The sequence below is a fragment of the Kluyvera georgiana ATCC 51603 genome, from assembly GCF_001654985.1.
Lineage (GTDB): Bacteria > Pseudomonadota > Gammaproteobacteria > Enterobacterales > Enterobacteriaceae > Kluyvera > Kluyvera georgiana.
In genome coordinates, this window is the sequence record NZ_LXEU01000046.1 from 100,996 (window position 1) to 125,085 (window position 24,090).

27 protein-coding genes and 1 pseudogene are annotated in these 24,090 nt (G+C 54.3%); 15 read left to right on the plus strand and 13 right to left on the minus strand.

What is annotated here, in order from left to right:
• Nucleotide 1: 1 nt before the first annotated feature.
• The 3 genes from patD to M989_RS11260 all read left to right on the plus strand — a co-directional run bounded on the left by patD (nucleotide 2) and on the right by M989_RS11260 (nucleotide 2,145).
• On the plus strand, nucleotides 2–1,426 hold the full coding sequence (gene patD, locus M989_RS11250) for an aminobutyraldehyde dehydrogenase (protein ID WP_064545255.1): 1,425 nt from the start codon (nucleotides 2–4) through the stop codon (nucleotides 1,424–1,426).
• Between the two features lie 110 nt (nucleotides 1,427–1,536).
• Complete coding sequence (locus M989_RS11255; RefSeq protein ID WP_157093538.1) at nucleotides 1,537–1,773, plus strand: hypothetical protein; 237 nt, start codon at nucleotides 1,537–1,539, stop codon at nucleotides 1,771–1,773.
• 198 nt (nucleotides 1,774–1,971) lie between these two features.
• A complete protein-coding gene (locus tag M989_RS11260) occupies nucleotides 1,972–2,145 on the plus strand; it encodes a GhoT/OrtT family toxin (protein ID WP_064545259.1) in 174 nt (57 codons plus the stop codon).
• Nucleotides 2,146–2,148: 3 nt separating this feature from the next.
• Here M989_RS11260 and M989_RS11265 read toward each other — a convergent pair whose 3' ends face one another.
• The gene (locus tag M989_RS11265; RefSeq protein WP_064545261.1) at nucleotides 2,149–3,180 is read right to left on the minus strand and encodes an AI-2E family transporter; all 1,032 of its coding nucleotides are present in this window, start codon (nucleotides 3,178–3,180) and stop codon (nucleotides 2,149–2,151) included.
• 213 nt (nucleotides 3,181–3,393) lie between these two features.
• On the opposite strand from M989_RS11265, the gene M989_RS26600 reads away from it, so the two are divergent.
• The 4 genes from M989_RS26600 to M989_RS11280 all read left to right on the plus strand — a co-directional run bounded on the left by M989_RS26600 (nucleotide 3,394) and on the right by M989_RS11280 (nucleotide 6,529).
• Nucleotides 3,394–3,483 (plus strand): protein YdgV, encoded by a 90-nt coding sequence (locus M989_RS26600; protein WP_483413964.1) that lies wholly within the window; start codon nucleotides 3,394–3,396, stop codon nucleotides 3,481–3,483.
• 97 nt (nucleotides 3,484–3,580) lie between these two features.
• Nucleotides 3,581–3,949: a multidrug/spermidine efflux SMR transporter subunit MdtJ gene (gene mdtJ, locus M989_RS11270; RefSeq protein WP_064545263.1), complete on the plus strand. Its 369-nt coding sequence runs from the start codon at nucleotides 3,581–3,583 to the stop codon at nucleotides 3,947–3,949.
• On the plus strand, nucleotides 3,942–4,271 hold the full coding sequence (mdtI, locus tag M989_RS11275; protein WP_064545265.1) for a multidrug/spermidine efflux SMR transporter subunit MdtI: 330 nt from the start codon (nucleotides 3,942–3,944) through the stop codon (nucleotides 4,269–4,271). Before mdtJ ends, mdtI begins: the two co-directional genes overlap by 8 nt.
• 92 nt (nucleotides 4,272–4,363) lie before the next feature.
• Complete coding sequence (locus M989_RS11280; protein ID WP_064545267.1) at nucleotides 4,364–6,529, plus strand: bifunctional diguanylate cyclase/phosphodiesterase; 2,166 nt, start codon at nucleotides 4,364–4,366, stop codon at nucleotides 6,527–6,529.
• On the opposite strand, the gene M989_RS11285 is transcribed toward M989_RS11280, so the two are convergent.
• From M989_RS11285 to M989_RS11295, 4 genes are all read right to left on the minus strand, one after another.
• Complete coding sequence (locus M989_RS11285) at nucleotides 6,526–7,350, minus strand: trypsin-like serine peptidase (protein ID WP_064545268.1); 825 nt, start codon at nucleotides 7,348–7,350, stop codon at nucleotides 6,526–6,528. The genes M989_RS11280 and M989_RS11285 overlap by 4 nt on opposite strands.
• A gap of 101 nt (nucleotides 7,351–7,451) precedes the next feature.
• A complete protein-coding gene (gene ydgU / locus M989_RS26605) occupies nucleotides 7,452–7,535 on the minus strand; it encodes a small membrane protein YdgU (protein WP_455648420.1) in 84 nt (27 codons plus the stop codon).
• A 159-nt stretch (nucleotides 7,536–7,694) separates the two neighbouring features.
• Nucleotides 7,695–8,057 (minus strand): acid resistance repetitive basic protein Asr, encoded by a 363-nt coding sequence (gene asr, locus M989_RS11290; protein WP_064545271.1) that lies wholly within the window; start codon nucleotides 8,055–8,057, stop codon nucleotides 7,695–7,697.
• 171 nt (nucleotides 8,058–8,228) lie between these two features.
• On the minus strand, nucleotides 8,229–9,425 hold the full coding sequence (locus M989_RS11295) for an MFS transporter (RefSeq protein WP_064545273.1): 1,197 nt from the start codon (nucleotides 9,423–9,425) through the stop codon (nucleotides 8,229–8,231).
• A gap of 307 nt (nucleotides 9,426–9,732) precedes the next feature.
• Between M989_RS11295 and M989_RS11300 the strand changes: the two genes are divergently transcribed.
• Complete coding sequence (locus M989_RS11300) at nucleotides 9,733–10,371, plus strand: hypothetical protein (protein ID WP_064545275.1); 639 nt, start codon at nucleotides 9,733–9,735, stop codon at nucleotides 10,369–10,371.
• 419 nt (nucleotides 10,372–10,790) lie between these two features.
• Nucleotides 10,791–11,145: pseudogene (locus M989_RS11305) on the plus strand (ester cyclase).
• Between the two features lie 122 nt (nucleotides 11,146–11,267).
• On the opposite strand, the gene M989_RS11310 reads toward M989_RS11305, so the two are convergent.
• Nucleotides 11,268–12,518 (minus strand): MFS transporter, encoded by a 1,251-nt coding sequence (locus tag M989_RS11310; protein WP_064545277.1) that lies wholly within the window; start codon nucleotides 12,516–12,518, stop codon nucleotides 11,268–11,270.
• Between the two features lie 116 nt (nucleotides 12,519–12,634).
• Between M989_RS11310 and M989_RS11315 the strand changes: the two genes are divergently transcribed.
• The 3 genes from M989_RS11315 to bioD all read left to right on the plus strand — a co-directional run bounded on the left by M989_RS11315 (nucleotide 12,635) and on the right by bioD (nucleotide 15,705).
• Nucleotides 12,635–13,537 carry a LysR family transcriptional regulator gene (locus M989_RS11315; RefSeq protein ID WP_064545279.1) on the plus strand — a complete coding sequence of 301 codons (903 nt, stop codon included), beginning with the start codon at nucleotides 12,635–12,637 and terminating at the stop codon, nucleotides 13,535–13,537.
• A gap of 124 nt (nucleotides 13,538–13,661) precedes the next feature.
• Nucleotides 13,662–14,879 carry a sugar metabolism global transcriptional regulator Mlc gene (mlc, locus tag M989_RS11320; protein WP_064545281.1) on the plus strand — a complete coding sequence of 406 codons (1,218 nt, stop codon included), beginning with the start codon at nucleotides 13,662–13,664 and terminating at the stop codon, nucleotides 14,877–14,879.
• Nucleotides 14,880–15,009: 130 nt separating this feature from the next.
• Entirely contained in the window at nucleotides 15,010–15,705 is a 696-nt protein-coding gene (bioD, locus tag M989_RS11325) for a dethiobiotin synthase (RefSeq protein WP_064545283.1), read from the plus strand.
• On the opposite strand, the gene clcB is transcribed toward bioD, so the two are convergent.
• The 5 genes from clcB to ynfE are packed head-to-tail and all read right to left on the minus strand — an operon-like array spanning nucleotide 15,658 to nucleotide 21,552.
• Nucleotides 15,658–16,953 (minus strand): voltage-gated ClC-type chloride channel ClcB, encoded by a 1,296-nt coding sequence (clcB, locus tag M989_RS11330; protein ID WP_064545285.1) that lies wholly within the window; start codon nucleotides 16,951–16,953, stop codon nucleotides 15,658–15,660. The two genes, bioD and clcB, sit on opposite strands and share 48 nt — an antisense overlap.
• Before the next feature lie 14 nt (nucleotides 16,954–16,967).
• On the minus strand, nucleotides 16,968–17,582 hold the full coding sequence (gene dmsD / locus M989_RS11335) for a Tat proofreading chaperone DmsD (RefSeq protein ID WP_064545287.1): 615 nt from the start codon (nucleotides 17,580–17,582) through the stop codon (nucleotides 16,968–16,970).
• 47 nt (nucleotides 17,583–17,629) lie between these two features.
• Nucleotides 17,630–18,487, minus strand: a complete 858-nt coding sequence (locus M989_RS11340) for a dimethyl sulfoxide reductase anchor subunit family protein (protein WP_064545290.1) — start codon at nucleotides 18,485–18,487, stop codon at nucleotides 17,630–17,632.
• Nucleotide 18,488: 1 nt separating this feature from the next.
• Entirely contained in the window at nucleotides 18,489–19,106 is a 618-nt protein-coding gene (locus tag M989_RS11345; RefSeq protein WP_064545292.1) for a DMSO/selenate family reductase complex B subunit, read from the minus strand.
• 10 nt (nucleotides 19,107–19,116) lie between these two features.
• The gene (ynfE, locus tag M989_RS11350; RefSeq protein ID WP_064545294.1) at nucleotides 19,117–21,552 is read right to left on the minus strand and encodes a selenate/tellurate reductase subunit YnfE; all 2,436 of its coding nucleotides are present in this window, start codon (nucleotides 21,550–21,552) and stop codon (nucleotides 19,117–19,119) included.
• Nucleotides 21,553–21,817: 265 nt separating this feature from the next.
• Between ynfE and M989_RS11355 the strand changes: the two genes are divergently transcribed.
• Entirely contained in the window at nucleotides 21,818–22,219 is a 402-nt protein-coding gene (locus M989_RS11355; protein WP_064545297.1) for a hypothetical protein, read from the plus strand.
• Between the two features lie 32 nt (nucleotides 22,220–22,251).
• Here the strand turns inward: M989_RS11355 and M989_RS11360 are convergent, their stop codons facing one another.
• Nucleotides 22,252–22,506, minus strand: coding sequence for a DUF1161 domain-containing protein (locus tag M989_RS11360; protein ID WP_064545299.1), 255 nt, complete (start codon nucleotides 22,504–22,506; stop codon nucleotides 22,252–22,254).
• Nucleotides 22,507–22,609: 103 nt separating this feature from the next.
• On the opposite strand from M989_RS11360, the gene M989_RS11365 reads away from it, so the two are divergent.
• Nucleotides 22,610–23,320 (plus strand): YnfC family lipoprotein, encoded by a 711-nt coding sequence (locus M989_RS11365; protein WP_074398773.1) that lies wholly within the window; start codon nucleotides 22,610–22,612, stop codon nucleotides 23,318–23,320.
• 49 nt (nucleotides 23,321–23,369) lie between these two features.
• Here the strand turns inward: M989_RS11365 and M989_RS11370 are convergent, their stop codons facing one another.
• Entirely contained in the window at nucleotides 23,370–23,711 is a 342-nt protein-coding gene (locus M989_RS11370) for a DUF1283 family protein (protein ID WP_064545301.1), read from the minus strand.
• A 150-nt stretch (nucleotides 23,712–23,861) separates the two neighbouring features.
• Here M989_RS11370 and M989_RS11375 point away from each other — a divergent pair.
• Nucleotides 23,862–24,090 (plus strand): YnfA family protein (locus tag M989_RS11375; protein WP_064545303.1); only part of this gene is annotated, 229 nt, incomplete at its 3' end.

The window sequence follows — 24,090 nt, forward strand, 5'->3', positions numbered from 1 at the left end:
TATGCAACATAAGTTACTGATTAACGGTGAACTGGTGGCCGGTGAAGGCGAAGCGCAGCCGGTCTATAACCCGGCGACGGGTGAGATCCTGCTGACGATCACCGAGGCTTCGGCTACACAGGTTGACGCAGCGGTGAATGCCGCCGATCGCGCATTTGTCCAGTGGGGGCAAACGACGCCGAAACAGCGGTCGGAGTGTTTGTTAAAACTGGCAGACGTTATTGAAGCGCACGCAGAGACCTTCGCCCGACTCGAATCGCTCAACTGCGGCAAACCGCTGCACTGCGTGGCGAATGATGAAATTCCCGCGGTGGTGGATGTGTTCCGCTTCTTTGCCGGTGCAGCGCGCTGCCTGAACGGACTGGCTGCCGGGGAGTATCTGGAAGGCCATACCTCCATGATTCGCCGGGATCCGATTGGCGTAGTGGCGTCTATCGCACCGTGGAACTATCCGCTGATGATGGCCGCGTGGAAGCTGGCACCGGCGCTGGCGGCGGGTAACTGCGTGGTGCTAAAACCTTCTGAGATCACGCCGCTTACGGCGTTGAAGCTGGCCGAGCTGGCTAAAGATATCTTCCCGGCAGGCGTGCTGAGCGTGCTGTTTGGGCGCGGCGCAACCGTGGGCGATCCGCTGACCGGGCATGCCAGGGTGCGGATGGTTTCGTTGACAGGCTCAATTGCTACCGGCGAGCATATTCTGGCGCACACGGCATCCTCGATTAAGCGCACGCACATGGAATTGGGTGGGAAAGCGCCGGTAATCGTTTTTGATGATGCCGATATTGATGCGGTGGTGGAGGGCGTCAGAACCTTTGGTTTCTATAACGCCGGGCAGGACTGTACCGCGGCCTGTCGTATCTACGCGCAGCAGGGTGTTTATGACCGGCTGGTCGCCAGGCTTGGCGCAGCGGTAGCCAGCCTGAAGGTGGGGGCGCCGGAAGATGAGAGCACCGAACTGGGGCCGTTGAGCTCGCAGGCACATCTTACGCGCGTTAGTGAGGCCGTGGCGCGCGCCAAAGCGTTGCCGCACGTTAAGGTGGTGACCGGCGGTGAAAAGGTCGCGGGTAAAGGATTCTATTTCCAGCCAACGCTGCTGGCGGGTGCGCGCCAGGAAGATGACATCGTCCAGCGTGAAGTGTTTGGCCCGGTTGTCAGCGTGACCGTCTTTGACAGTGAAGAGCAAGTGCTGGCGTGGGCTAACGATTCACACTATGGGCTGGCCTCATCGGTGTGGACCCAGGACGTTGGCCGCGCACATCGTTTGAGCGCGCGCTTGCAGTACGGCTGCACCTGGGTCAACACCCACTTTATGCTGGTCAGCGAAATGCCACACGGTGGGCAAAAACTGTCGGGCTACGGCAAGGATATGTCGATGTACGGGCTGGAGGATTACACCGTGGTGCGGCATGTCATGATTAAACACTGATTACCCCCTTTGCGGTAGGCACAAAAACTGCCGCGCCGCGCGGCATTTTGACATGCCCGGAGCAACGTGCGAGGATCCGCGCCGTTGTAAAACCGGGCATAGTCAGAGAAATGAAAAAGAGTATGGTATTTAGCGCTGCCGTCGTGGCGGCCGTGATGGGTATAGGTATTTATTATTCAGCAGGCCGTATTGCCGCCTGTGATGGCGATAACCACATAACGGCTGCTTGCCTGGCCGAGGCCTGGGATGTCGAAAAAGTCAATTTCATTCCGCAGTACGATCCGAATCATTATGTGAGCGACCCTACCACCGACAGCATTTTTGCCGCCTCCAAACCAAAACGCTAAGTGTAAGCCAAATCACAGCATGAAAAACTAAAGAGGCGTACCGTGACTTTAGTTTTAAGTGTTCACGCAGTTAATTTATCTGGAGATAGTTCTGCGTGGATTGAATAGCTTCACGCGATAAGCGGCGAAAAACTTGATGTACGTCAAAAAACGTAGCATATTGCGCCGCTTTAACGATCAATGGTAAGGACTCAATTGGTGACGCTGTACCAACATATGCTCATTTTCTACGCCATCATGGCGGTTATTTGCGGCGGAATTACCTGGTTTCTCACCAAAGAAAGCACCTCAATTCGTCTGATTGCCACCTTTTTAATTGGCGCAACGTGGCCGTTCAGCTTTCCCGTTGCGCTGCTGCTGTCGCTATTCTGACGGCTATTTACTGAGGTCGCTGAGCAGAATCGCGATGCTTTTACCGCCCTCGGTCTGTTCCAGCGCGATTTTTACGATAATGGTGAGCGGCACGGACAGCAGCATACCGACCGGGCCCAGCAGCCAGCCCCAGAAAATTAACGATAAGAACACCACCAGCGTGGAGAGCCCCAGGCCGCGTCCCATGATGCGGGGCTCGAGAATATTGCCAAAAACGAGATTTATGACCAGATACCCCGCAAGTACGATAAGCGCATCGTAAAAGCCGCTAAAGACCAGAACCTGCAAAATAGGGGGAATCGCCGCCAGCACCGAGCCGATATTCGGAATATAGTTGAGCGCAAAGGCCAGCAGCCCCCAGATAAAGGCAAAACGTACGCCCAGCAGCTCCAGCATGCCCCATACGACCAGACCCGTTACCAGGCTAATCGCCGTTTTCAGCACCAGATAGTGCGATACGCTGTCCAGCCCTCGCTGAATCGCCGCCATTCCCTCTACCGGACGTGACATAATCTGCTGAAGTTTTGCGGGTAGCTGCGGTACTTCCAGTAGCATAAACACTACCGTCAGCAGCAGCAGAAAAATGGATGACATGGCGTTCGAGAGTTGCGACAGTAGCCGTGAAACCAGTGTCATGGCGGCATTGGGGTCAATGTATTTAATCAGTTCTTCGGGACTGACGCTGATACCAAATCGTTGCATCCACGGCTGCAGGTTATAGATCGGTACCGCCAGCGACGAGCGGTACTGTGGCAGCGTGCGGGTCAGTTCGTTAAGTGATGTACCGAGCGAGGCCAGCAGCAGTACGGCCACCAGAATAATTACCACAATCAGTAGCGAGATGCCGAGGACCCGCGGTACGCGGCAGCGCACCAACAGCTGAACGACCGGGTTGAGCACCACGGCGATAAACAGCGCCAGCACGAAAGGGACGATGATCTCCGCAGCAAATCGGATCCCTGTCAGAATGATAACCAGCATGCCGAGCATGATGACGATTTTTAATCCATTAAGCGTGATGATCGGCCTGGACATGATAGCTCCTGCTATAAACTCTGCTGATTATGATAATTGCGAATTGGCTTATAATAAATGAATGTACATCAAACAACATCAGTAAAGATTTGAAAACATTTTGAGATACTTCGACAACTGTGTTAGAAATTAGCTGTGTTTAACTACTGAGGACAATTTTAATCCGCAATGATGAGAAGCAATACCGCGGATAATTGTAATTTTATGGACAATATGTTCAGGACGTACATTTCTACTCAATCCACTGTTTTTCCTTCCTTTTCTGCCTTCTGCGGTGAGCACCACTGGCGCAACGCGCTGTAGTCTTTTTCTTCGTCTGAGCTAAATTTTAATCATTTTATTTCAGTTTGCGCCGTGTCGCGAGCTGCAACGGATTATATTCTCATGCAGGAGAAGGACTATGTTTTACTGGATTTTATTAGCCCTGGCTATTGTGGCCGAAATTACAGGTACGCTGTCTATGAAATGGGCAAGCGTAAGCGATGGTAATACCGGTTTTATTTTAATGCTGGTGATGATCTCACTGTCTTATATTTTTCTTTCGTTTGCGGTTAAGAAAATCGCCCTCGGTGTCGCCTACGCGCTTTGGGAAGGTATCGGTATTTTGCTGATTACGCTTTTCAGCGTACTGGTCTTTGACGAAAGCCTGACGCTGATGAAAGCAGCAGGTCTGGCAACGCTGATCGCCGGTATTGTGCTGATCAAATCGGGTACGCGTAAAGCGCCGAAGAAGAGCGTTGCGATCAATAAAGAGGTGAATCATGCCTAAGTTTGAATTGATTCACGGTCTCTGGCTGGCAGGCTCTATTGTTCTTGAAATCGTTGCTAATATTTTCCTGAAGTTCTCTGACGGCTTCCGTAACAAACTGTACGGATTCCTCTCGTTAGCTGCGGTACTGGCCGCGTTCAGCGCCCTGTCGCAGGCCGTAAAGGGGATCGATCTGTCGGTCGCCTATGCCATCTGGGGGGGCTTCGGCGTCGCGGCCACTCTGGCGGCGGGGTGGATCCTCTTTGGTCAGCGCCTGAATAATAAGGGCTGGGTTGGACTTGGCCTGCTGCTGATCGGGATGGTACTGATTAAACTCGCCTGATGTGATAGCTGCCCGGGAAATCGGGCAGCGAAATTCGCGGTCTGTATTACGCTTGTTACAAAGGGTTCGCTTTGTGACTGCGAGGGTGGGGCATGTTTAATCCGTCACGCTGGCGTAATATTGCCACGGCCAGAACGCTGTTCGTGATGATTTTTTTAGCAGGCATTGGCCTGATCTTTTCTATTATTTCACTGCTCTACCTGTCGCAGAATCTAATCAGTAGCAAAACTAACGATATCGATGCCCGCCGTTCAGCACTTTCTGTCGATGGAGCCCTTCAGACATCCATTAACCGCGTGCTCTCACTCGTCACCGACAACTCTATCTGGGATGACGCCGTCCGTCAGGTTTATGCGCCGCAGCTGGACACCACGTGGCTGTATAATACCTGGGGAACGGGCTTCAAAATTAATAATCTCTACGATGGCACATTCGTCCTGGATGAAAACTATCGTGTTCTCTGGGGATCGTTTCATAGCTCGCCGTTTAGCGAACGTAATCTCGATTTTTTTGGTGAGGGGCTGGAAGCGCTTATTAGCCAAAATGAGGAGGCACTGCGTCGGGGGAGCAATGCTTTTGCCGGCATTACCCAGACGCAAGCGGGGATTGCTTTTGTGGGGATCGGCCTGATTCGCCCAATGGTCGGGCGCTTACAGGTCTACGATGCGACGCGACGTTATCTGGTGATCACCCGACATATCAATCCCACCTTGCTCAACAATCTGGGAAATACGTTCCAGATTGAAAATCTGACGTTGGGTACCGCGCCGCAGAACCAGTACAACATTCCAGTGCGAACCTCCGGGGGAAAGGTGGTGGGCTGGCTTGATTGGCAACTCCGACAGCCGGGGGCCGAGGCTGCCAGCGCGGCGTCACCGCAAATTCGTGAGATTGTCCTGCTTGCCGCCGGGTTAATTCTGCTGTTCATCCTGCTCAGCAGCTTAGGCTTATGGAAACTGGCGCGCGGGGAGCGGCAGGCGCGAGAAATTGCATTAACCGACTGGTTGAGCCATCTGCCCAACCGGCGTGCGCTGATTGAACAGCTTGAGCGCATCAGCCAGCGCGGCGATCGCGACGTGAAAACGGTGGTGTTTATCGATCTGGATGGTTTTAAGGATGTTAATGACATTCATGGCCATGATGTCGGCGACATTCTGATTATTCGCATCGCCGCCATGCTACAAACGCTGGTGCCTCCGGGCGGAATGCTGGCGCGCATGGGAGGCGATGAGTTTGCGATGACCGTGGGCGGTGAGCATTCAGAAGCGCGCGCGGCAGCCTTCGCGGGAAGCGTGCTGGATTATCTGAATGCGCCCATCCGTATCGACGGCCGTACGTTGCATATTAGCGCCAGCATAGGTATTGCCAGCGGTAAATTGCAGGAGAGCGCGAGCTCAGAGCTCTTCCGTCAGGCGGATATCGCCATGTATCACTCGAAAATGACCGGCAAAGGGCGCATTACCCACTACGACGCTGAACTTAACCGCGCGCGCGAATACCTGGTCGCTATCGAAAATGAAATTCGCCACGGGCTGGAACACAATGAGTTTGAGGTTTGGTACCAGCCGATCGTCTGTGCGCGAACGCAGGTGATGATTGGCGTTGAGGCGCTGGTGCGCTGGCCGCGACGGGAGAAAGGTGAGCTGATGCCCGATGCGTTTATTGCTATTGCCGAAACCAGTGGGCTTATCTATTCGCTTGGGCAGTTTGTGCTGGATCGCGCGTGTCACGATCTGCTGGCGCACAACGATCTCAAGCTATCGGTGAACATTTCGCCAGCCCAATTCCGCGACCCTGAGTTTGAAAATAAGGTTTCCAGCGTGCTGAAATCATCCGGTTTTCCGCCGTCCAGGCTACAGCTTGAGGTGACAGAGACCTACGTGCTGGAAAAACCGGAGCGCGCGCGTGCGGCGATCGCGAATCTGAAAGCGTTGGGTACCGCCGTGGCATTGGATGATTTTGGCACCGGTTATTCCAGCATCGGCTATTTGCGTCGCTTCAATTTCGACACGATTAAAATTGATAAATCGCTGGCCGGGCTGGTGGACGACGACGATCAGGCCGCTGCGCTGGTGGGGGGCACGATTCGAATTGCCAGCGCGCTAGGCATGACGGTGATTGCCGAAGGGGTAGAAACGGAGAGACAGATGAAGCTGCTGCGGCTGGCGGGCTGCGATCAGCTTCAGGGATTCTATTTCAGCGAGCCGATGCCGCTATCTTCGCTGCTGGCGTTGCGACACCAGCAGCTTCTGAGCTAGTTACCCGCGGCAAGCGCTTCCAGTTTGTCGCGGAAGCCGGTCACGGCGATGGCGCGATTGTCGGCACGCCAGCGATCTTTGGCTGCCGGTGCTGAGCTTTGTACTGCGATCAGCTGCCAGCCAGCATCCGTTTTCAACAGCAGCGGGGAACCGCTATCACCCGGCAGCGTATCGCACTGGTGCGAAAGCACCGAAGACTGCGCCCAGCCGGTGACGGTACAATCTTCATGACTGTACAGTGAGTCCAGATGATCGACGGGGTAACCTGACTGCGTCACTTTTCGCCCGGCGGCTTTCAGCGCGGCAGTGAGTTCGGCTTTGTCGCCGGTAAACAGCGGCAGTGGCGTAATACCGGAAGGCGGGTAGCGCAGTACGATCAGGCCAAAATCCCACGGTGCCGCTGAGGATGGCACAATCCAGCCGTCGCCGTCTGGCTTCAGTCGTTTGCCCAGCGAAGGGTCAACGCGTCCCTCAATACCATGAATTTCATAGCGCCAGCTGCCTTTCTGCGATACGAAGCGCAGGGCTACCGCTTTGTCCAGCTTACCGCCTGGCGGCTCCAGCAGACAGTGTCCGGCAGTTAAGGCCAGATGTGGAGAAATCAGCGTGGCGGTGCACAGATTACCGCTGGCGGTTTCAAGTTGCCCGATGGCGTCCCACGGTTCTTGCGCCGGGTGGCTGACGAGGACGCGATCGTCCTGACCAAAAAACAGAGTCTTAATTTCTTTTGCGCTAATGCCGCTATCACCGTCATCAGCATGAGTTATTAAAGGCAGAACGGATAACGATCCCAGTAAACAACACACAAAGGCTGTACGCATATCACTCTCTGATGGGGCAATTATGATTATAAAAACTAAACCCAGTGAGACTACTATAGACGGGAGATATGAAAAGTGGGAGTAAAATCAGCGAACTACATTCAGTAAAAGAAGAACTGAGTCGCGATAAGTGCGCAAACGATCAGTAATGCCAGGATGAGCTCGAAACGATAACGCCGCAACATGGTTGGCTCTCCGGGAAAAATCGGCGCTGAAGTCGCGCCGATGCGGATAATTGATCACCTCAGCCAGGAGGGCTAACACCGGCGTCGGGGGCGACGCGACGTCATGCACCTGTCTGCCTGAATCGGCGCGAAGAACGCGCCGATTGCGTATCAAAATAATTAAGCAGTCGGTTGTGCTGCCGGTTTAGCGGCTTCGTGTTTTACGGCTTTTTTGTGTTTTTTAGCAGCCTGCGCTTTCTGCGCTACAGCCGGTTTAGTGGCTGCTTTTTTGTGTTTCTTAGCGGCCTGAGCTTTCTGTTCTACCGCCGGTTTAGTGGCTGCTTTTTTGTGTTTTTTGGCAGCCTGCGCTTTCTGCGCCGGTGCTGCTTTTTTGTGTTTCTTGTGGTGAGTGGTTTTTGCCGGAGCCGCGTGAGTGGCGGTCGCAGTTGCAGCCGGAGCCGGCGTTGCCGTCGCGTCAGCAGCGAAAGCAGCAGAAGACAGACCCATAGCAGCGGCAACAACCAGAGCTAATACTTTTTTCATTCTCATACCCTCGAATTGGTTTTTTCATTCAACCCCACTGCGGGGCCGTTGAAAGAACTATACCTGCGGGCTATTGGTCTTTCCGTGAGTGATTGGTATCGGCGTGTAACGTAATGTACGAGAGGTGTTGCATAAATGTACAGGGGCGATATGTCTTCGCCCCTCACCGGGTTAGCTTGCGCAAGGCGTGCGGCTGGCGCGTTGCATCAGATAAACGCGCAGAATGAGCGCGAAGGCCATTGCCACGACCACGGCGGCTATCAGGTAAATGCTGTCTAAGCCCTGATAGCCCGCAATCCAGCCAGCGACGGGGCCGGTAATGCCTAACGCTAAATCAAGAAAGGCAGAATAGGTACCCAGCGCGGTCCCCTGGTTTTGTTCTTCCACCTGTTTGACCGCTTCGACGCCCAGAGCCGGGAAGACCAGCGAGAAACCGGAGCCGGTAAGGAAGGCGCCTAGCCCGGCGATCCAGGCGTTAGGGGCAAACCAGATAATCAGCAGCCCCAGACACTCAAAGACGTAGCAGACCAGCGATACCCGAATGCCGCCAAACCGGGTGATGGTGTTACCCAGCACCAGACGAATACAGATAAAGCCAATACTGAACAGTGAGAGCGTGAAGGCGGCACCTTGCCAGCCGTGCGCGGAGAAGTAGAGCGTGATAAATGTCGCAATCACCCCGAAGCCTACCGTACCAAGGCCTAGACCCAAACCGTAAGGCCAGATTTTACGCGCTACGACGTGGTAAGGGGCTCTGATGCCCGCGCTGACGCTGACGTCAGCACGAGTACGGGCAAAGAGCAGGCCAATGACGGCGATAATCACAATCAGCGCTGCGAAGCCGCTGATGCCAAACGCGCTATTGAGCATCACCCCCAACGGCGCACCGGCGGCCATAGCGACATAGGTGGCGACCCCGTTCCAGGAAATGACGCGGGACGTGTGAATTGCGCCGACGGTTTTAATCCCCCACAGCGTGGAACCGGTAGAGGTAAAACTCTCGCCGACACCGAGGAACACGCGGCCGACCAACAGCAGCGCAACGGCCAGAATGGGGCTGGCGTGCGCGGCCGCGGCGGCCAGCGTAAACAGGCCGCTCATCATGCAGCAGATTATCCCCAGGCTGACAACCTTCTTCGGCCCCCAGATATCGGTATAGCGCCCGGCATGCGGGCGGCTGACGAGAGTGGAAATATACTGGAGGCTAATCACGGCCCCGGCAACCAGCGTACTGTAGCCGAGATCGTAGTGAATGAATCCGGGGAGTACCGCCAGCGGCAGACCGATGGAGAGGTAGCAAATACAGGTGAAAACCACGATCGAAATAATGCGCAGATTAAGCTGGGTATTACTGGTGTAGGTAGTCATAAACGGAACAGGGAAGACAAAAAGTGGTTCCATTATAGAACCTGTCGGTATTCTCTTGAAGTTATTAGGATTTCATGCGCACTAATAGTCACAAAGAGGGCGCTGGGGGCAGGATATCGAGCGGAAGTGTGTTATGGGTTTGGCGAAGCGAGAGCGGCGATTACAGATTACCTGGGGTGCTTCAAACGATGAATTGAACGATTATAGAAACATTAAGATAACCTTAAGAAGAATCGCATTCAATGTTAATGGAATAAATTTCTTAAACGCTACTATCTGTAATTCATTATTAACTTGAATGATTTCTATGAAATTTGATACACATTTACCCTTTTCTGTTGTTGTTATGGTGGTTCTCTCCCTGTTATTTCCGTTTGCCGCAGACTGGCATCTACCGTTGCTTGGCGGTGCCTTAGTGACGCTGATTGAAAACGCTCAGGCGCTGTGGCTGCTGTTTGGCGCGTTGTTTACCGCTTGGTATATCAAACCGCTTTCGAGGCCTGAAGGAGAAAAACAGTTCTGGATGTGGGCCGTGCTGTGGTGGATGGTGCTGCTAGGACGAAGTACGAGTTGGGGGCGGGCTTATTTCCCCGAGCAACCTCAGTTTGTGTTTAGAGTGATTTCCGTCGTTCTGATCGGAGGTTTAGCGCTTTCTCTGTTATCCGGGCCATTACGCAAGGACATCGTCCGCAGGGTTAAGGAAGTGACAATGCCGCTGTGGTTGCTGGCTGTGACGATTTGTTCGTTTATCATTTCCGATACCGTTGAGCACCATCGTCTGCTGGCACCGCTGTTTGTTCATAATTCTCAATATGCTGACCTTATGGAAGAGTTGTATGAAATTCCATTTATGGTAGGGCTGTTGCTTGTTACGTACTATTTTATGAAAACGGATAAGTCCTCCGACAGGGTTTTCCTGCTAAACATCAGTGTAGACTGTAAATAGAAAATGCCTCGGCGTTTAGTGCGCTGCGGCATTTTTGGGCCTGTTGTTAATTGAGTGTCAGATATGTCTGTTCTTCTGCACTTTTCTTTCTCAATACTCAGCTTGTCATCATGCAGGTAAACGTCTCGAATGAGGGTAAGCGCGGGGAGACGTCTACCCGTGAGTTTAAGCGTGTCTACGGCCCGGGATAGAAGATTCTCTGACCTTCTCAGGATCGGATGATTTTATTCGAACACCTTAGTCCGCTTGTGCGAAGAGCGGATGCTGCTAACATTTATCTGCATCAATTTGTGGAGAGCCGATCAGCGTTATTATGGCACTTTAAACGTTTTCCTATGCTTTAAATAAATTTTGAGCTTGAAATGATTTTGATGTTATGCTAGGTGACATAAATAATTACAGGTCTGGAGGTAATTTATATGAAGCCAAAGGAAATACTTTGCCAATGGGTTGACGCATTTAATAATGCAGATGTAGAAATTATTTCAGAATTATATGATGATAATGCAATAAACCATCAGGTAGCCAATGAACCCGTTCTTGGGAAACAGGCTATAAAGAAAATGTTTGAACAAGATTTTTCTATTCCAGAAATGGTTTGTATCGTTGAAAACATTTTCGAAGATGGACAATGGGCGATTTTAGAGTGGCGTTCCCCATTAGGTTTGAGAGGTTGCGGTTTTTTTCAAATAGATAAACAATAAAATTATCTTTCAAAGAGGCTATTGGGATAAGCTATCTTTCTTAAAACAGCACAATTTGCCTATTGAATAAAATTTATATATACCTTATCCAATCGGCGGAATCTTTACACCATCGTATAATGTGATTTCTGGAATATCTGAGCATTGTGCAAGGCAAATAAGCGGCGGGGAGATTTGCTCCGCCGCTTATGATTAGCGTAAGCGTTTATGCAGCGTATAGCCGGTCAGCAGCGCGCCGACCAGCAGCAGGGCAATAAATCCCCCCACGCCATTCCAGCCGTATTTGTGCCAGAACACGCCGCCGAGCGTCCCGGCAACGCTCGAACCGAGATAGTAGCTAAAGAGATACAGCGACGATGCCTGTCCTCTGGCGCGGCGCGCGCGCGGGCCAATCCAACTGCTGGCGACCGAGTGCGCGGCAAAGAACCCTGCGGAGAACAGCAGCATGCCGGGGAAGATCACCCACAGCGGCGAGAACAACGTGAGCAGCAGACCTAGTAACATCACGCCGGTGAAGAAGATCATCACCGGGCCGCGACCGTAGCGGGTCGTCATCACGCCGGCTTTTGGCGAGCTCCAGGTCCCGGTCAGGTAGGCGACGGAAAGCAGACCTACCACCGCCTGGTTGAGTGACCAGGGAGAAAGCATCAGGCGATAGCCAATATAGTTAAACAGGGTGACGAACGCGCCCATCAGCAGAAAACCCTCGACGAACAGCAGCGGCAGGCCGCGATCGCGAAAGTGCAGATGGAAATTAATGAGCAATGATTTCGGCTTCAGCGAGCTGGGACGGAAGTGGCGGGATTCCGGCAGAATGCGCCAGAACATAATGGCCGAGGCCAGCGCAAAGAGGCTGATCGCCGCCAGCGCCACGCGCCAGCCGAAGAAATCGGTAAACACCCCAGTAAGCAGACGTCCACTCATCCCGCCAATCGAGTTACCGCTGATATATAGCCCCATCGAGAAGGCGACGAAACTCGGGTGAATCTCTTCACTAAGATAGGTCATGCCGACCGCAGCCACGCCGCTTAGCGACAGACCAATCAGCGCGCGCATCAGCAAAATCCCATGCCAGCTGGTCATCATCGTCGACAGTAGTGAACAGCAGGAAGCCAGCAGCAGCGCGGTGACCATCACCTGTTTACGTCCAATGGCGTCGGAAAGCGGCCCGGTAAACAGCAGGCCAATCGCCAACATGATGGTGGAAATTGACAGCGAAATGCTGCTCCCCGCCGGTGAAATACCGAACTCATGAGAAAGGACCGGCAGAATGGGCTGCACGCAGTACAGCAGGGCAAATGTTGCCAGTCCGGCGGAGAAGAGGGCGAGCGTAACGCGAATGAAAGCCGGCGTGCCGCGGCGGATAAACGTATTGCTGGAAGCGGGAGTATCGTCGCGGACATCAATAACGGGCGTATGGTCTGCGGTAGTTGTGCGGCTCACGGGAAGATCCTTGGCTAAAAACAACGAGTAATGTCGACATAGGTCACATAATCAGAGTAGGAAAATGTAAATATTCTGTCTAATATATTAATAATCTCAATTGATACATATAAAATATGAATATCGAGCTTCGTCATCTGCGCTATTTCGTGGCCGTTGCGGAAGAGCTGCATTTTGGCCGTGCTGCCGCCCGTCTGAATATTTCGCAACCGCCGCTGAGTCAGCAAATTCAGATTCTGGAACAGCAGGTCGGTGCACGTCTGTTTGCCCGCACCAACCGCAGCGTGAGTCTGACGGAGGCGGGACGGCAGTTTCTCGCCGATAGCCGGCAGATCCTACTACAGGTAAACGAAGCCGCGGCACGTGCCAACCGTCTGCATCACGGGGAAACGGGTGAACTTCACATTGGTTTTACCTCATCCGCCCCCTTTATTAAGGCCGTTTCCGATACGCTGTCGACATTTCGCCAGCGTTATCCGGACGTGCATATTCAGACGCGTGAGACCAATACCCGTGAACAGATCTCACCGCTGACGGAAGGTGCGCTTGAGCTGGGGCTGATGCGCAACACGCAGCTCCCCGATACGCTTGACTGGCAAATCATTCTGCGCGAGCCGCTGCTGGCGATGATTCACCGCGACCATCCGTTAGCCAGTCAGCCGTCGGTCAGCCTTGTTGAGCTGGCGAAAGAGCCGTTTGTCTTTTTTGATCCGCACGTCGGCACCGGGCTGTATGACGATATTCTTGGTCTGATGCGCCGCTATGGCGTGACGCCGGTGATTACCCAGGAGGTCGGGGAGGCGATGACGATTATCGGTCTGGTGTCATCGGGGTTGGGGGTGTCGATTTTACCCGCCTCATTTCGTCGCGTTCAGTTGTATGAAATGCGCTGGGTACCGATAGCAGAAGAGGACGCGGTGTCGGAAATGTGGCTGGTCTGGTCAAAACACCATGAGCTTAGCCAGGCGGCGCAGCGCTTTAAGCAGCACTTGTTAAACGCGGCAAAGGTCAGCGTTTAGCCGCCAAAAGTGTGAAAAAATGTGCGTTAAATCACAAGGCTAAGTAAATATTTGACGTCGACCATTGAAGTACTTCACCATAGTCCACAGTTTATTTCGAAGCGCGAAAATAAGGGAGTTTACGGTGGTAGCGGACAGTCAGCCAGGCCATATTGATCAAATCAAGCAGACCAATGCAGGGTCGGTTTATCGTCTCATTGATCAGCTTGGCCCGGTTTCGCGTATTGACCTTTCCCGACTTGCGCAACTGGCCCCTGCCAGTATTACCAAAATTGTCCGTGAACTGCTGGAAGCCCATCTGGTACAGGAAACGGAAATCCAGGAGGCGGGGAGTCGCGGGCGCCCTGCAGTAGGGCTAATGGTGGAAACCGAAGCCTGGCACTACCTCGCTGTGCGCATCAGCCGCGGTGATATTCATCTGGCGCTGCGCGACCTTAGCAGCAAACTGGTGGTAGAAGAACAGCTTGAGCTGGCGCTGGTAGACGAAACGCCTTTCCTTAACCGCGTACTGTCGCATATCGACCAGTTCTTTATTCGTCATCAAAATCTGCTGGAACGCTTAACGGCCATTGCTATCACGCTGCCGGGCATCATCGATACCGAAAATGGCATTATTCATCGCATGCCCTTTTATGACGTCAAAGATGTTCCGCTGGGGGAAACGCTGGAGGCGCATACCGGCGTGCCGGTGTATATCCAGCACGACATCAGCGCCTGGACCATGGCCGAAGCGCTGTTCGGGGCTTCTCGGGGAGCGCGCGACGTGATTCAGGTGGTGATTGACCATAACGTGGGCGCAGGGGTGATTACCGATGGTCGCTTACTGCATGCCGGAAGCAGCAGCCTGGTCGAGATTGGCCATACTCAGGTTGACCCCTATGGCAAGCGCTGTTACTGCGGTAATCACGGCTGTCTGGAAACGATAGCCAGCGTGGAGAGCGTGCTTGAGCTCACTCAAGTGCGGATGCAGCAATCAATGAGTTCGATGTTACATCAAAAGCCGCTTACCGTAGACTGGCTGTGCCAGGCGGCGCTGCAAGGCGATCTGCTGGCAAAAGACATCATTAGCAGCATCGGCACCAACGTTGGTCGTATCCTTGCGATTATGGTCAATCTGTTCAATCCACAAAAAATTCTCATTGGTTCTCCGTTTAACCAGGCGGCGGACATCCTCTTTCCGGCGATTGGCGACTGTATTCGCCAGCAGTCGCTGCCGGCCTACAGTAAACATATCGCCGTAGAGCAAACGCAGTTCTCCAACCGCGGCACGATGGCCGGAGCGGCGCTGGTAAAAGATGCGCTATATAATGGAACGCTGCTGATCAGACTGTTACAGGGTTAACATTTTTTGCCATTTTGCAAAAAATTGCGCTATCTCAATCCGACCTCCTGACGCATCACGTAAACTTTCACCCCGTTGAATTATTCATTGTCTTGATATTCTGTCGGCAAAATTGTGGGGCTAGTTAGTGATGCTAAATCGTTTCTTTATTACTGGAACTGATACTTCTGTCGGCAAGACGGTGGTTTCTCGTGCGCTATTGCAGGCGCTCGCCGCCAGCGGGAAACGGGTGGCAGGCTATAAGCCGGTTGCCAAGGGCAGTCGAGAGACCGCTGAGGGGCTACGCAACAAAGATGCGCTGGTGCTGCAAAGCGTGTCATCGCTGGCGTTACCTTATGAGGCGATTAACCCTATCGCGCTGAGCGAAGAAGAGAGCAGCGTTGCCCATAGCTGTCCCATTAACTACACGCTGTTGTCCGACGGATTGGCGAATCTGAGCCGCCAGGTTGATAACGTGGTGGTGGAAGGAACGGGGGGCTGGCGCAGCCTGATGAACGATTTGCGTCCGCTTTCTGAGTGGGTGGTGCAGGAGCAATTGCCGGTGCTGATGGTGGTGGGGATTCAGGAAGGGTGCATCAACCATGCGTTGCTGACCGCTCAGGCCATTGCCAACGACGGTCTGCCGCTCATTGGCTGGGTGGCCAACCGTATCAACCCAGGGCTGGCGCACTATGCGGAAATTATTGATGTGCTGAGCAAAAAACTGCCCGCACCGCTGATCGGCGAACTGCCGTATCTGCCGCGTCCGGAACAGCGCGAGCTCAGCCAGTATGTTGATTTAGCGATGCTCCGTAACGTGCTGACGGTAGATAGAATTCTGGCGTAAGGTGCGCGACAGCACTGACGCCAACACGCAGGCAACCAGCAAACCGGGCAGCAGCGTATATTGCCCGGTCATTTCACAAATCATCAGCGTCGACATAATCGGCGCATGCGTCGTGGCCGCCAGCAGGGTAGCCATTCCAGTAATCCCCAGCAGTATCGCGATACCTTCGTGACCCGGAAATCCCAGACTCCACGTATTCGCAAACACAATACCTAGCCCTAAACCAATAAATAGCGTGGGAGTAAACACCCCGCCGGGCGCGCCTGAACCGCTGCTGGCGAGAATGGCGAGCAGTTTGCACACGAAGATCCCAGCGATGATGCTCAGAGCGGGCGGCGTCAGTAAGAACCCTTGCACGACGCTGTATCCATTACCCCATACCGCGGGGGTGAGCAGCGACAGTATCCCGACGACAAGCCCACCCAGGGCGAGCTGCCACGGTGGAGACAACTTCAGCGCCAGGAAACCGCGATGAGTCGTATCCATTAACCACATCAGTAACGGGCCCCCGAGCCCGCACAGAAGACCCGTGGCCAGTATCAGCGCATAATGCGTGGCAGTGAGCGCGGGAATGGCCCCGACGCGATAAAGCAGCTCTGCGCCGCCGTTCATCGCCTGCGTTGTGAGCAGAGCGACAACCGCCGCAATCACCACCGGCCCGAGCGAGGCGAGCATGAGCGTGCCGAAGAGGATCTCGGCAATAAACAGGCTACCGGCTAACGGAGCATGGTAGGCGCTAGCCATCCCGGCAGCGGCTCCGCAGGCGATCCACAGTTTCCATTCCGCTTTTGGCGTGAAGCGTTGGGCGAAAAATGAAGCCGCTAGCGCCGCCAGCAAAATCATTGCCCCTTCACGGCCAATCGCGCTGCCGCTGGCTACGACCAGCAGAGAGGCGGTTGATTTGACAAGGCTGGAGCCGGTGTCGAACCTGCCTTCGTCGCTCTCCAGAGCCTCCATGTAGTCTGTTGGCGCATGAGGGCGCTGACGCGTATAACGTTGCCAGCTCCATAACAGCATACCGGCTGCCAGCCCTCCAAGGGCGGGGGTGATAAGACGTCGCCACCAGGCCAGACCTTCAGCGGCGTTGACCAGACTACCGCTGTCGTTGCTTAAAAACAGCCACTCCAGCAGATACATCGCGTGACGGAACAGCGCTACCGCCAGCGCCGCGAGGACGCCAATGACGGTAGCGAAAAGCAGACGACGGAACATCGCCATAATGTCAGGGTAATGGTGTAGACGCTGCATAGAATTTTAGAGGCTTAGCGATACAGTTTTTTATCGGCGACCGGGATCAGCAGTTGAGACTGCCACTGGGCGAGGGTGTCCTGCGCTATCTCAGCCAACGCCGTGAAAAACGGGTGATTGGCTTTTGCGACAAACTCACTCAAGAAACGCGGTGCCCACGGCAGCAGGTGCCAGGCCAGCAGTTGGTCGCAAGCCTCCTGACGATCGTTTTCAATGAGCCAGGCCGCCAGCATCAGCAGGGTACCGAAATGATCTTCCGGCTCATTTTGCGCAACGTCGAACGCAATCTGGTTTTCCCGCATCCACTGGCGCAGTGCCAGAGTGGAATCGCCAAACAGAACGTTTTCGCGGTCTAACCACACGGAGCCCCACGGCGGTGACGGCAGGGCCGACGGGCCAATAAACAGCCGTTGCCAGGCTTCCGCCAGCGATTCATCACCGGGTGCGGCAAAAGCGGCGGACAGCGCATCGGCGTTGGCGACCGGGTATGGCCACTGAGCGGCCCATTCGCCATCACGAAAAGCGGCAACCAGCGGCTCGGCAAGCGCGCTGTCCGGTGCGAAGTAAAACAGTGCTCCCAATACGCGAGCAGAAAAAGCTAAGGCGTCGTTGTGCTGAACGTCATTCATTACTGCAATTCCTTAAAGAGGCGCGGGTCAGTTCCCGCGCCGATAGATTACCCGGCAATCGCCATACCAACGGTCATATGCAGGCCGTAGAACAGTCCGCGGCCGATCAGCTCTCCCGCTATCATCAGAACCAGGCCGACAGTCAGACCGAGCGCCGTTGATGGAACGCGGCGCAGTAGCGGGCAGATCCAGCAGCCTAATCCGGCCGCTAACAGGACGAAGCGCCAAACCTGCCAGACGCCCCAGTCGGGCAACAGCGCGTTAGCCTGCTGTACGGAACTGTGGATGAAGCCCAGCTCGCTGGTCTGTAAAACCACCACCGCCAGGCTTGCCAGCAAGGCCAGCACGCTTAATGCCGCGAAGAATTTGCCGTTAAACGGCACCTTTGCCAGTTTTAACAACAAGGTGGCAAACAGCGGCCCGGTGAGCAGCACGGTCAGGAAGAACGAGGCTGTCGTGTAACCATTATACCAGGTTGGCACAGTATCTATCTGATAAACACGTGTCATTGCCCAGACAAATACCAGACCCAGCAGCATGCTGACGATGAGCCAGATGCGCCCCAGCGCCTGCGGCATTTTACCGAGCGCTGAGAGCAGCCACCAGAATCCACCCACGGCGAAGAAAAGGGATCCGCTGGCGATTTCATTGCTCAGCGCAGAAGCGCCGACCCGGTTGAGCGAATTAAACGCCCTCAGCGGTGAGCCGAGATGCAGTACCGACGCAAAAAAGGCTATCCCCATGATGACCCACAGGAAGAACATACTCAGCACGATGCGCCGCTGATCGGCGGCTTCATGACGTGCCGCCAGCCAACCCATGCCGCTAATAATGGTCGCGCCAGCCACACATTGTCCCAGTACGGTAAACAGCACCAGCGGCCATTCATGCCATCCGTTGCCCATCTCACACCTCCTTCGGATTGGCCAGATAGCCAGTGGTATCGCCGCACGGACGTGCATTGGCGTTCGGTTTAATCACAATGTTCGGCCTGGTGAAATGCGCCGACGGCAGCGGCGCAACGGCCGCCAGCTGACCGTGCTTCTGGCGCAGCTCTTCAATCGGCCCAAAGTCCAGCGCGCGCAGCGGGCAGGATTCCACGCAGATTGGTTTTTTGCCTTCTGCCACGCGCTCATGGCAGCCGTCGCATTTGGTCATGTGGCCTTTTGCCGCGTTGTACTGCGGCGCGCCGTACGGGCAGGCCATGTGGCAGTAACGGCAGCCGATGCAAACATCTTCGTTAACGACCACAAAGCCGTCTTCACGTTTGTGCATCGCGCCGCTGGGGCACACTTTGGTACAGGCCGGATCTTCGCAGTGGTTACAGGCAATCGACAGGTAGTAGGCGAAGACGTTCTGGTTCCAGACGCCGTTATCCTCCTGCCAGTCGCCGCCCGCGTATTCGTAAATACGGCGGAAGCTGACGTCCGGGGTTAAGTCTTTGTAATCTTTACACGCCAGCTCGCAGGTTTTACAACCGGTGCAGCGGGCTGAGTCAATGAAAAATCCGTATTGGGTACTCATCAGCTAGTCCTTATACCTTCTCGATCTCAACCAGGTTGGTGTGCTGTGGATTGCCTTTCGCCAGCGGTGAAGGGCGGTGGGTGGTCAGCGTGTTGATGCAGGAACCGTGGTCGATACGATCGCCATCCATCTGCGCGTCGTGCCATGCGCCCTGGCCCATGGCTGACACGCCCGGCATGATGCGCGGCGTGACTTTTGCGGGTATCCGCACCTCACCGCGGCCATTGAAGACCCGCACCATATCGCCGTTCTGAATGCCGCGTTTGTGCGCGTCAATCGGGTTGAGCCAGACTTCCTGGCGGCAGGCGGCCTTCAGCACATCGACGTTGCCATAGCTGGAGTGCGTCCGGGCCTTATAGTGGAAGCCGAACAGCTGGAGCGGGAATTTGTCGCGCATCGGGTCGTCCCAGCCTTCAAAGGTAGAGGCATAGACCGGCAGCGGGCTGATGGTTTCATCTTTTTCCAACTGCCATTTTGCGGCGATGTCCGCCAGACGGCTGGAATAAATTTCGATTTTCCCCGACGGGGTTTTCAGCGGGTTGGCTTGCGGATCGTTGCGGAAATCGCGGTAGGCGACAAAATGACCGTTCGGATCTTTACGCTTGTAGATACCCATTTTTTTGAGTTCGTCGTAACTCGGCAGCGCCGGGTCTTTCGCGCGCATTTTAGCGTACAGATACTGCAGCCACTCGGCCTGAGTGCGGCCTTCGGTAAATTTTTGATGCACGTCATCACCAAGGCGTTTGGCCACTTCGCTGAGGATCCAGTAAATAGGCTTACGCTCGAACTTCGGCGCGGTTGCGGGCTGGATAAAGATCAGATAACCCATATTACCGGCATAGTCGTTCGGAATGATGTCCTCTTGCTCGACGGTCATCAGGTCAGGCAGCAGGATATCGGCATATTTGGCCGAGGCGGTCATAAAGTTTTCAATCACCACAATCATTTCGCATTTGCTTTCGTCCTGCAAAATCTCGTGGGTTTTGTTGATGTCCGAGTGCTGGTTGATGATGGTGTTACCGGCATAGTTCCAGAAAAACTTGATTGGCACGTCGAGTTTGTCTTTGCCGCGCACGCCATCGCGGGTGGCGGTCATCTCCGCGCCGTGGTCGATTGCATCCGTCCAGGTAAAGCAGGAGATGGCGGTTTTTACCGGGTTTTCCAGCACCGGGAAACGCTCAATGGTGATCGTGTAGGTCGACTCGCGGGCACCGCTGTTCCCGCCGTTAATACCGACGTTGCCGGTCAGAATAGGCAGCATGGCAATGGCGCGTGCGGAAAGCTCCCCGTTGGCCTGACGTTGCGGGCCCCAGCCCTGGCAGATATAGGCCGGTTTAGTACTGCCGATTTCACGCGCCAGTTTGATAATGCGGTCAGCCGGAATGCCGGTAATGCGAGAGGCCCACTGCGGCGTTTTGGCTATGCCATCATCGCCCAGGCCTTGAATATAGGCTTTATAATGACCATTTGCCGGAGCGCCTTCCGGCAGCGTTTTTTCGTCATATCCCACGCAGTACTTATCGAGGAACGGCTGGTCGACCAGGTTTTCCTCAATTAATACCCACGCAATACCGGCGACCAGCGCCGCGTCGGTGCCGGGACGAATGGGGATCCATTCATCTTCACGCCCGGCGGCGGTGTCGGTATAGCGTGGATCGATAACGATCATGCGCGCATTTGAGCGTTCCCGCGCCTGTTCCAGATACCAGGTAATTCCGCCGCCGCTCATACGGGTTTCCGCCGGGTTGTTGCCGAACATCACCACCAGTTTGCTGTTTTCGATGTCAGAAGTGCTGTTGCCGTCATTGGTTCCGTAGGTGTACGGCATTGCGCAGGCAATTTGCGCGGTGCTGTAGGTGCCGTACTGATTAAGCGAACCGCCGTAGCAGTTCATCAGGCGCATCACCGCAGAGGCAGAAGGGGACGAACGAGTAATGTTGCCGCCAACAATGCCGGAAGAGTAGTTGATGTACACGGCTTCGTTGCCGTAGTCCTTCACGACGCGTTTTAGGTTATCGGCAATCGTATCCAGCGCTTCCTGCCAGCTGATACGTTCAAATTTTCCTTCGCCTCGTTTGCCCACGCGCTTCATCGGGTAGTTCAGTCGGTCCGGGTGGTTGATACGACGGCGAATGGAACGTCCGCGCAGGCAGGCTCTCACCTGATGATCGCCGTAAATATCGTGGCCCGTGTTGTCGGTCTCAACCCAATAAACTTCATTGTCTTTTACGTGCAAGCGCAGCGCGCATCGGCTGCCGCAGTTAACGGAGCAGGCGCCCCAGACCACTTTATCTTCGACCTGAGCGGCCTGCTGCACGGCGGCGGCGGTTGCTCGCAGGGAGAAGGGCAAAGAGAGGCCGCCCGCGGCAAGCGCCAGGGATCCTATCGCCGACGATTTAATAAGGGTACGTCGACTTAGCCCCCCTGGTTTTTCCTGATTAGACATCGCTCACTCTATTATTATTTGATGATTTCGACCTGAAATTAAGAACCGACTAAGGGACGAAAATGATACCCTTGTGGTGGTATACAAGTATTAACCCCGGTCAATTCTGAAGAGATCCCAGCGTCGAGATTTTGTGGGCGACATTTGCCTGTAAAGGGAGCGCTGTGCATAATTGTTTTACAACAATAAAACACGCTATTTACGGTCACCCGGCGGTATCGGTGACCGGAATATTGGCCTCATCCTACGCTTATGGAAGAACCCTATGCAGGACATTGCTACGCAAGTTATCCCGATGCCCGCGATTGATACGGTCACGGTTCCTTATAAAGGGGTAAATTTTTTACGCCCCGAAATTTTGCTCGATTTTATCAGCGTGACAAACCAACCGGTTTTGGCGGTGACGCCGCTGGCGGTGCTTTATTCGACGGTTGGTGTGCTACAGGAGACGGCGTTGCGCAAGATCCCAGTGCTGGTATCCGGTCGAGTGGTCTATCCCATTACGTCGCAGGCGCTTCCCTGTCTACACTCAAAACTCACGATCAATACGTCGACGCAAAAGCTGCGCTTCCAGGGGGATCTGGATGCGTTATCGGACGATCGTTCGCTGAGGGACGGTGTGCTGATTGGGGTGGCGCTGGAGTTTATTGTCGAGCAAAAGGCGTAAGCGAGGCCGCCTCCAGCGGAGGCGGCAGAACATCATTGAGCGTTATCGGTACGGGTGTAGAGAATTTTAAAGGTATCGTTAGCGCAGTGGCCGACAACCTGGGCACCCGCTTGGTCGGCCTGATCGTTAGGGACCACATCAAGAGTAAAAGCGCTTTCCGCGACGCCGTTGTGGATAATTTTCTGCTGAATGTCGCTGCGAACGCGTTCACAGGAATCCGGTACGGCCGCCAGGACGGGCATGGTGCCTGCCAGCAGGAGTGCCAGTAGCCAGCGTGAAGTTCTCATGTTCGGCTCCTTTTCGTTTAAGACGTAAAAAGTATAGCAGTACTAGTGTAAATAATTGTATTTCCTCATATGATTGAGAAAACTCCCGAAACAGGATGACGGTGTGAAGAAAGTGATTTTGCTGGCGTCAGTGATGACTCTGCTAAGTGGTTGTGAGAAGAACGATACCCCGGCGGCGTTCACGCCGGAAATGGCCAGTTTCTCCAATGAGTTTGATTTCGACCCATTGCGCGGGCCGGTGAAAGACTTCAGCCAAACGTTGCTCAACGAAAAGGGAGAGGTGGCAAAGCGTGTGAGCGCGCAGGTTTCACCGGAAGGATGTTTCGATATGCTGGAGTTCCACAACATTGAAGACGATACCGGTGCGCTATTGGTGCTGAACGCGAACTATTATCTCGACGGTGTGACGCATGAAAAACGCGTGCGCTTGCAGGGGAAATGTCAGCTGGCCGAGTTCCCGTCGGCGGGCGTGACCTGGGAAACCGACGATAACGGTTTTGTGGTGAAGGCGCTGGGTAAAGAGAGTGAAGTAGATTACCGCTACGATGCTGAAGGGTATCCGCTGGGCAAAACGTCGACCGTGAAAGATAAAACGCTGTCGATTATCTCAACGCCATCGCAGGACGTACGTAAGAAGCTCGATTATACCTCGGTGAGCCTGCTGAATAAGCAGCCTATTGGCAACGTTACGCAAAGCTGCGATTACGACGGTTATGATAACCCGGTGAGCTGTGATTTGACGATTGTGGATGAGAGCGTGAAGCCCGCCACCACCCAACGCTATACGATTAAAAACGCGATTGAATACTACTAACGTTCACACAGGCCAACGATAAAAAGGGCGCCAGTGGCGCCCTCGTCGATTATGGGTTCAGCGTGCGGCCCGTTGAGCGGTCAAGGCAGCGCAGGGTGTTGGGTTCCCAGTAGGCGTTGACGTTCGGGCTTTGCAGACACTTATCGCGGGCGTCAAATGCCACGTCGGTTTTGTCCCACTCTTTTTCCGCGCGCTTATTCACTTTCTGACGCAGCTGGCGAGTGTCGTTCCACTGCTCTTTGTCCATCGCTGCGTTCTGGCGGCTCTGCGCGCTATCGCCAGATTCAATGATCAGCTTGCTGGTTTCAGCAGACGCAGACGCGGTGTACACGATGGCACCCAGCGCGAGCATTGCCGTCAGGCACAGGCGTTTGCCAAGTGTAATTTTCATTTGCGGGTTCCTTTAACGTGATAAAAACAATGGCTCCTGCTAAGCAGTTTACTACATCTCTTTGGGCTGGCATACCCGCGAAAATAGCATGGTCGATTGAGGCTTATTTTTACGTATGATAAGCCCACCGTAAGTAAATGATGATTAACGATGATAAAGACCTCGCTGCTGTTTTTTGCCACCGCACTGTGTGAAATTATTGGCTGCTACCTGCCGTGGCTGTGGCTTAAACGCGGCGCAACGCCGTTATTACTCCTGCCCGCCGGGGTGGCGCTGGCGCTGTTTGTCTGGCTGTTGACGCTGCATCCGACGGCCAGCGGGCGCGTGTACGCGGCCTACGGCGGGGTATACATTTTTACTGCGTTGCTGTGGCTGAGAG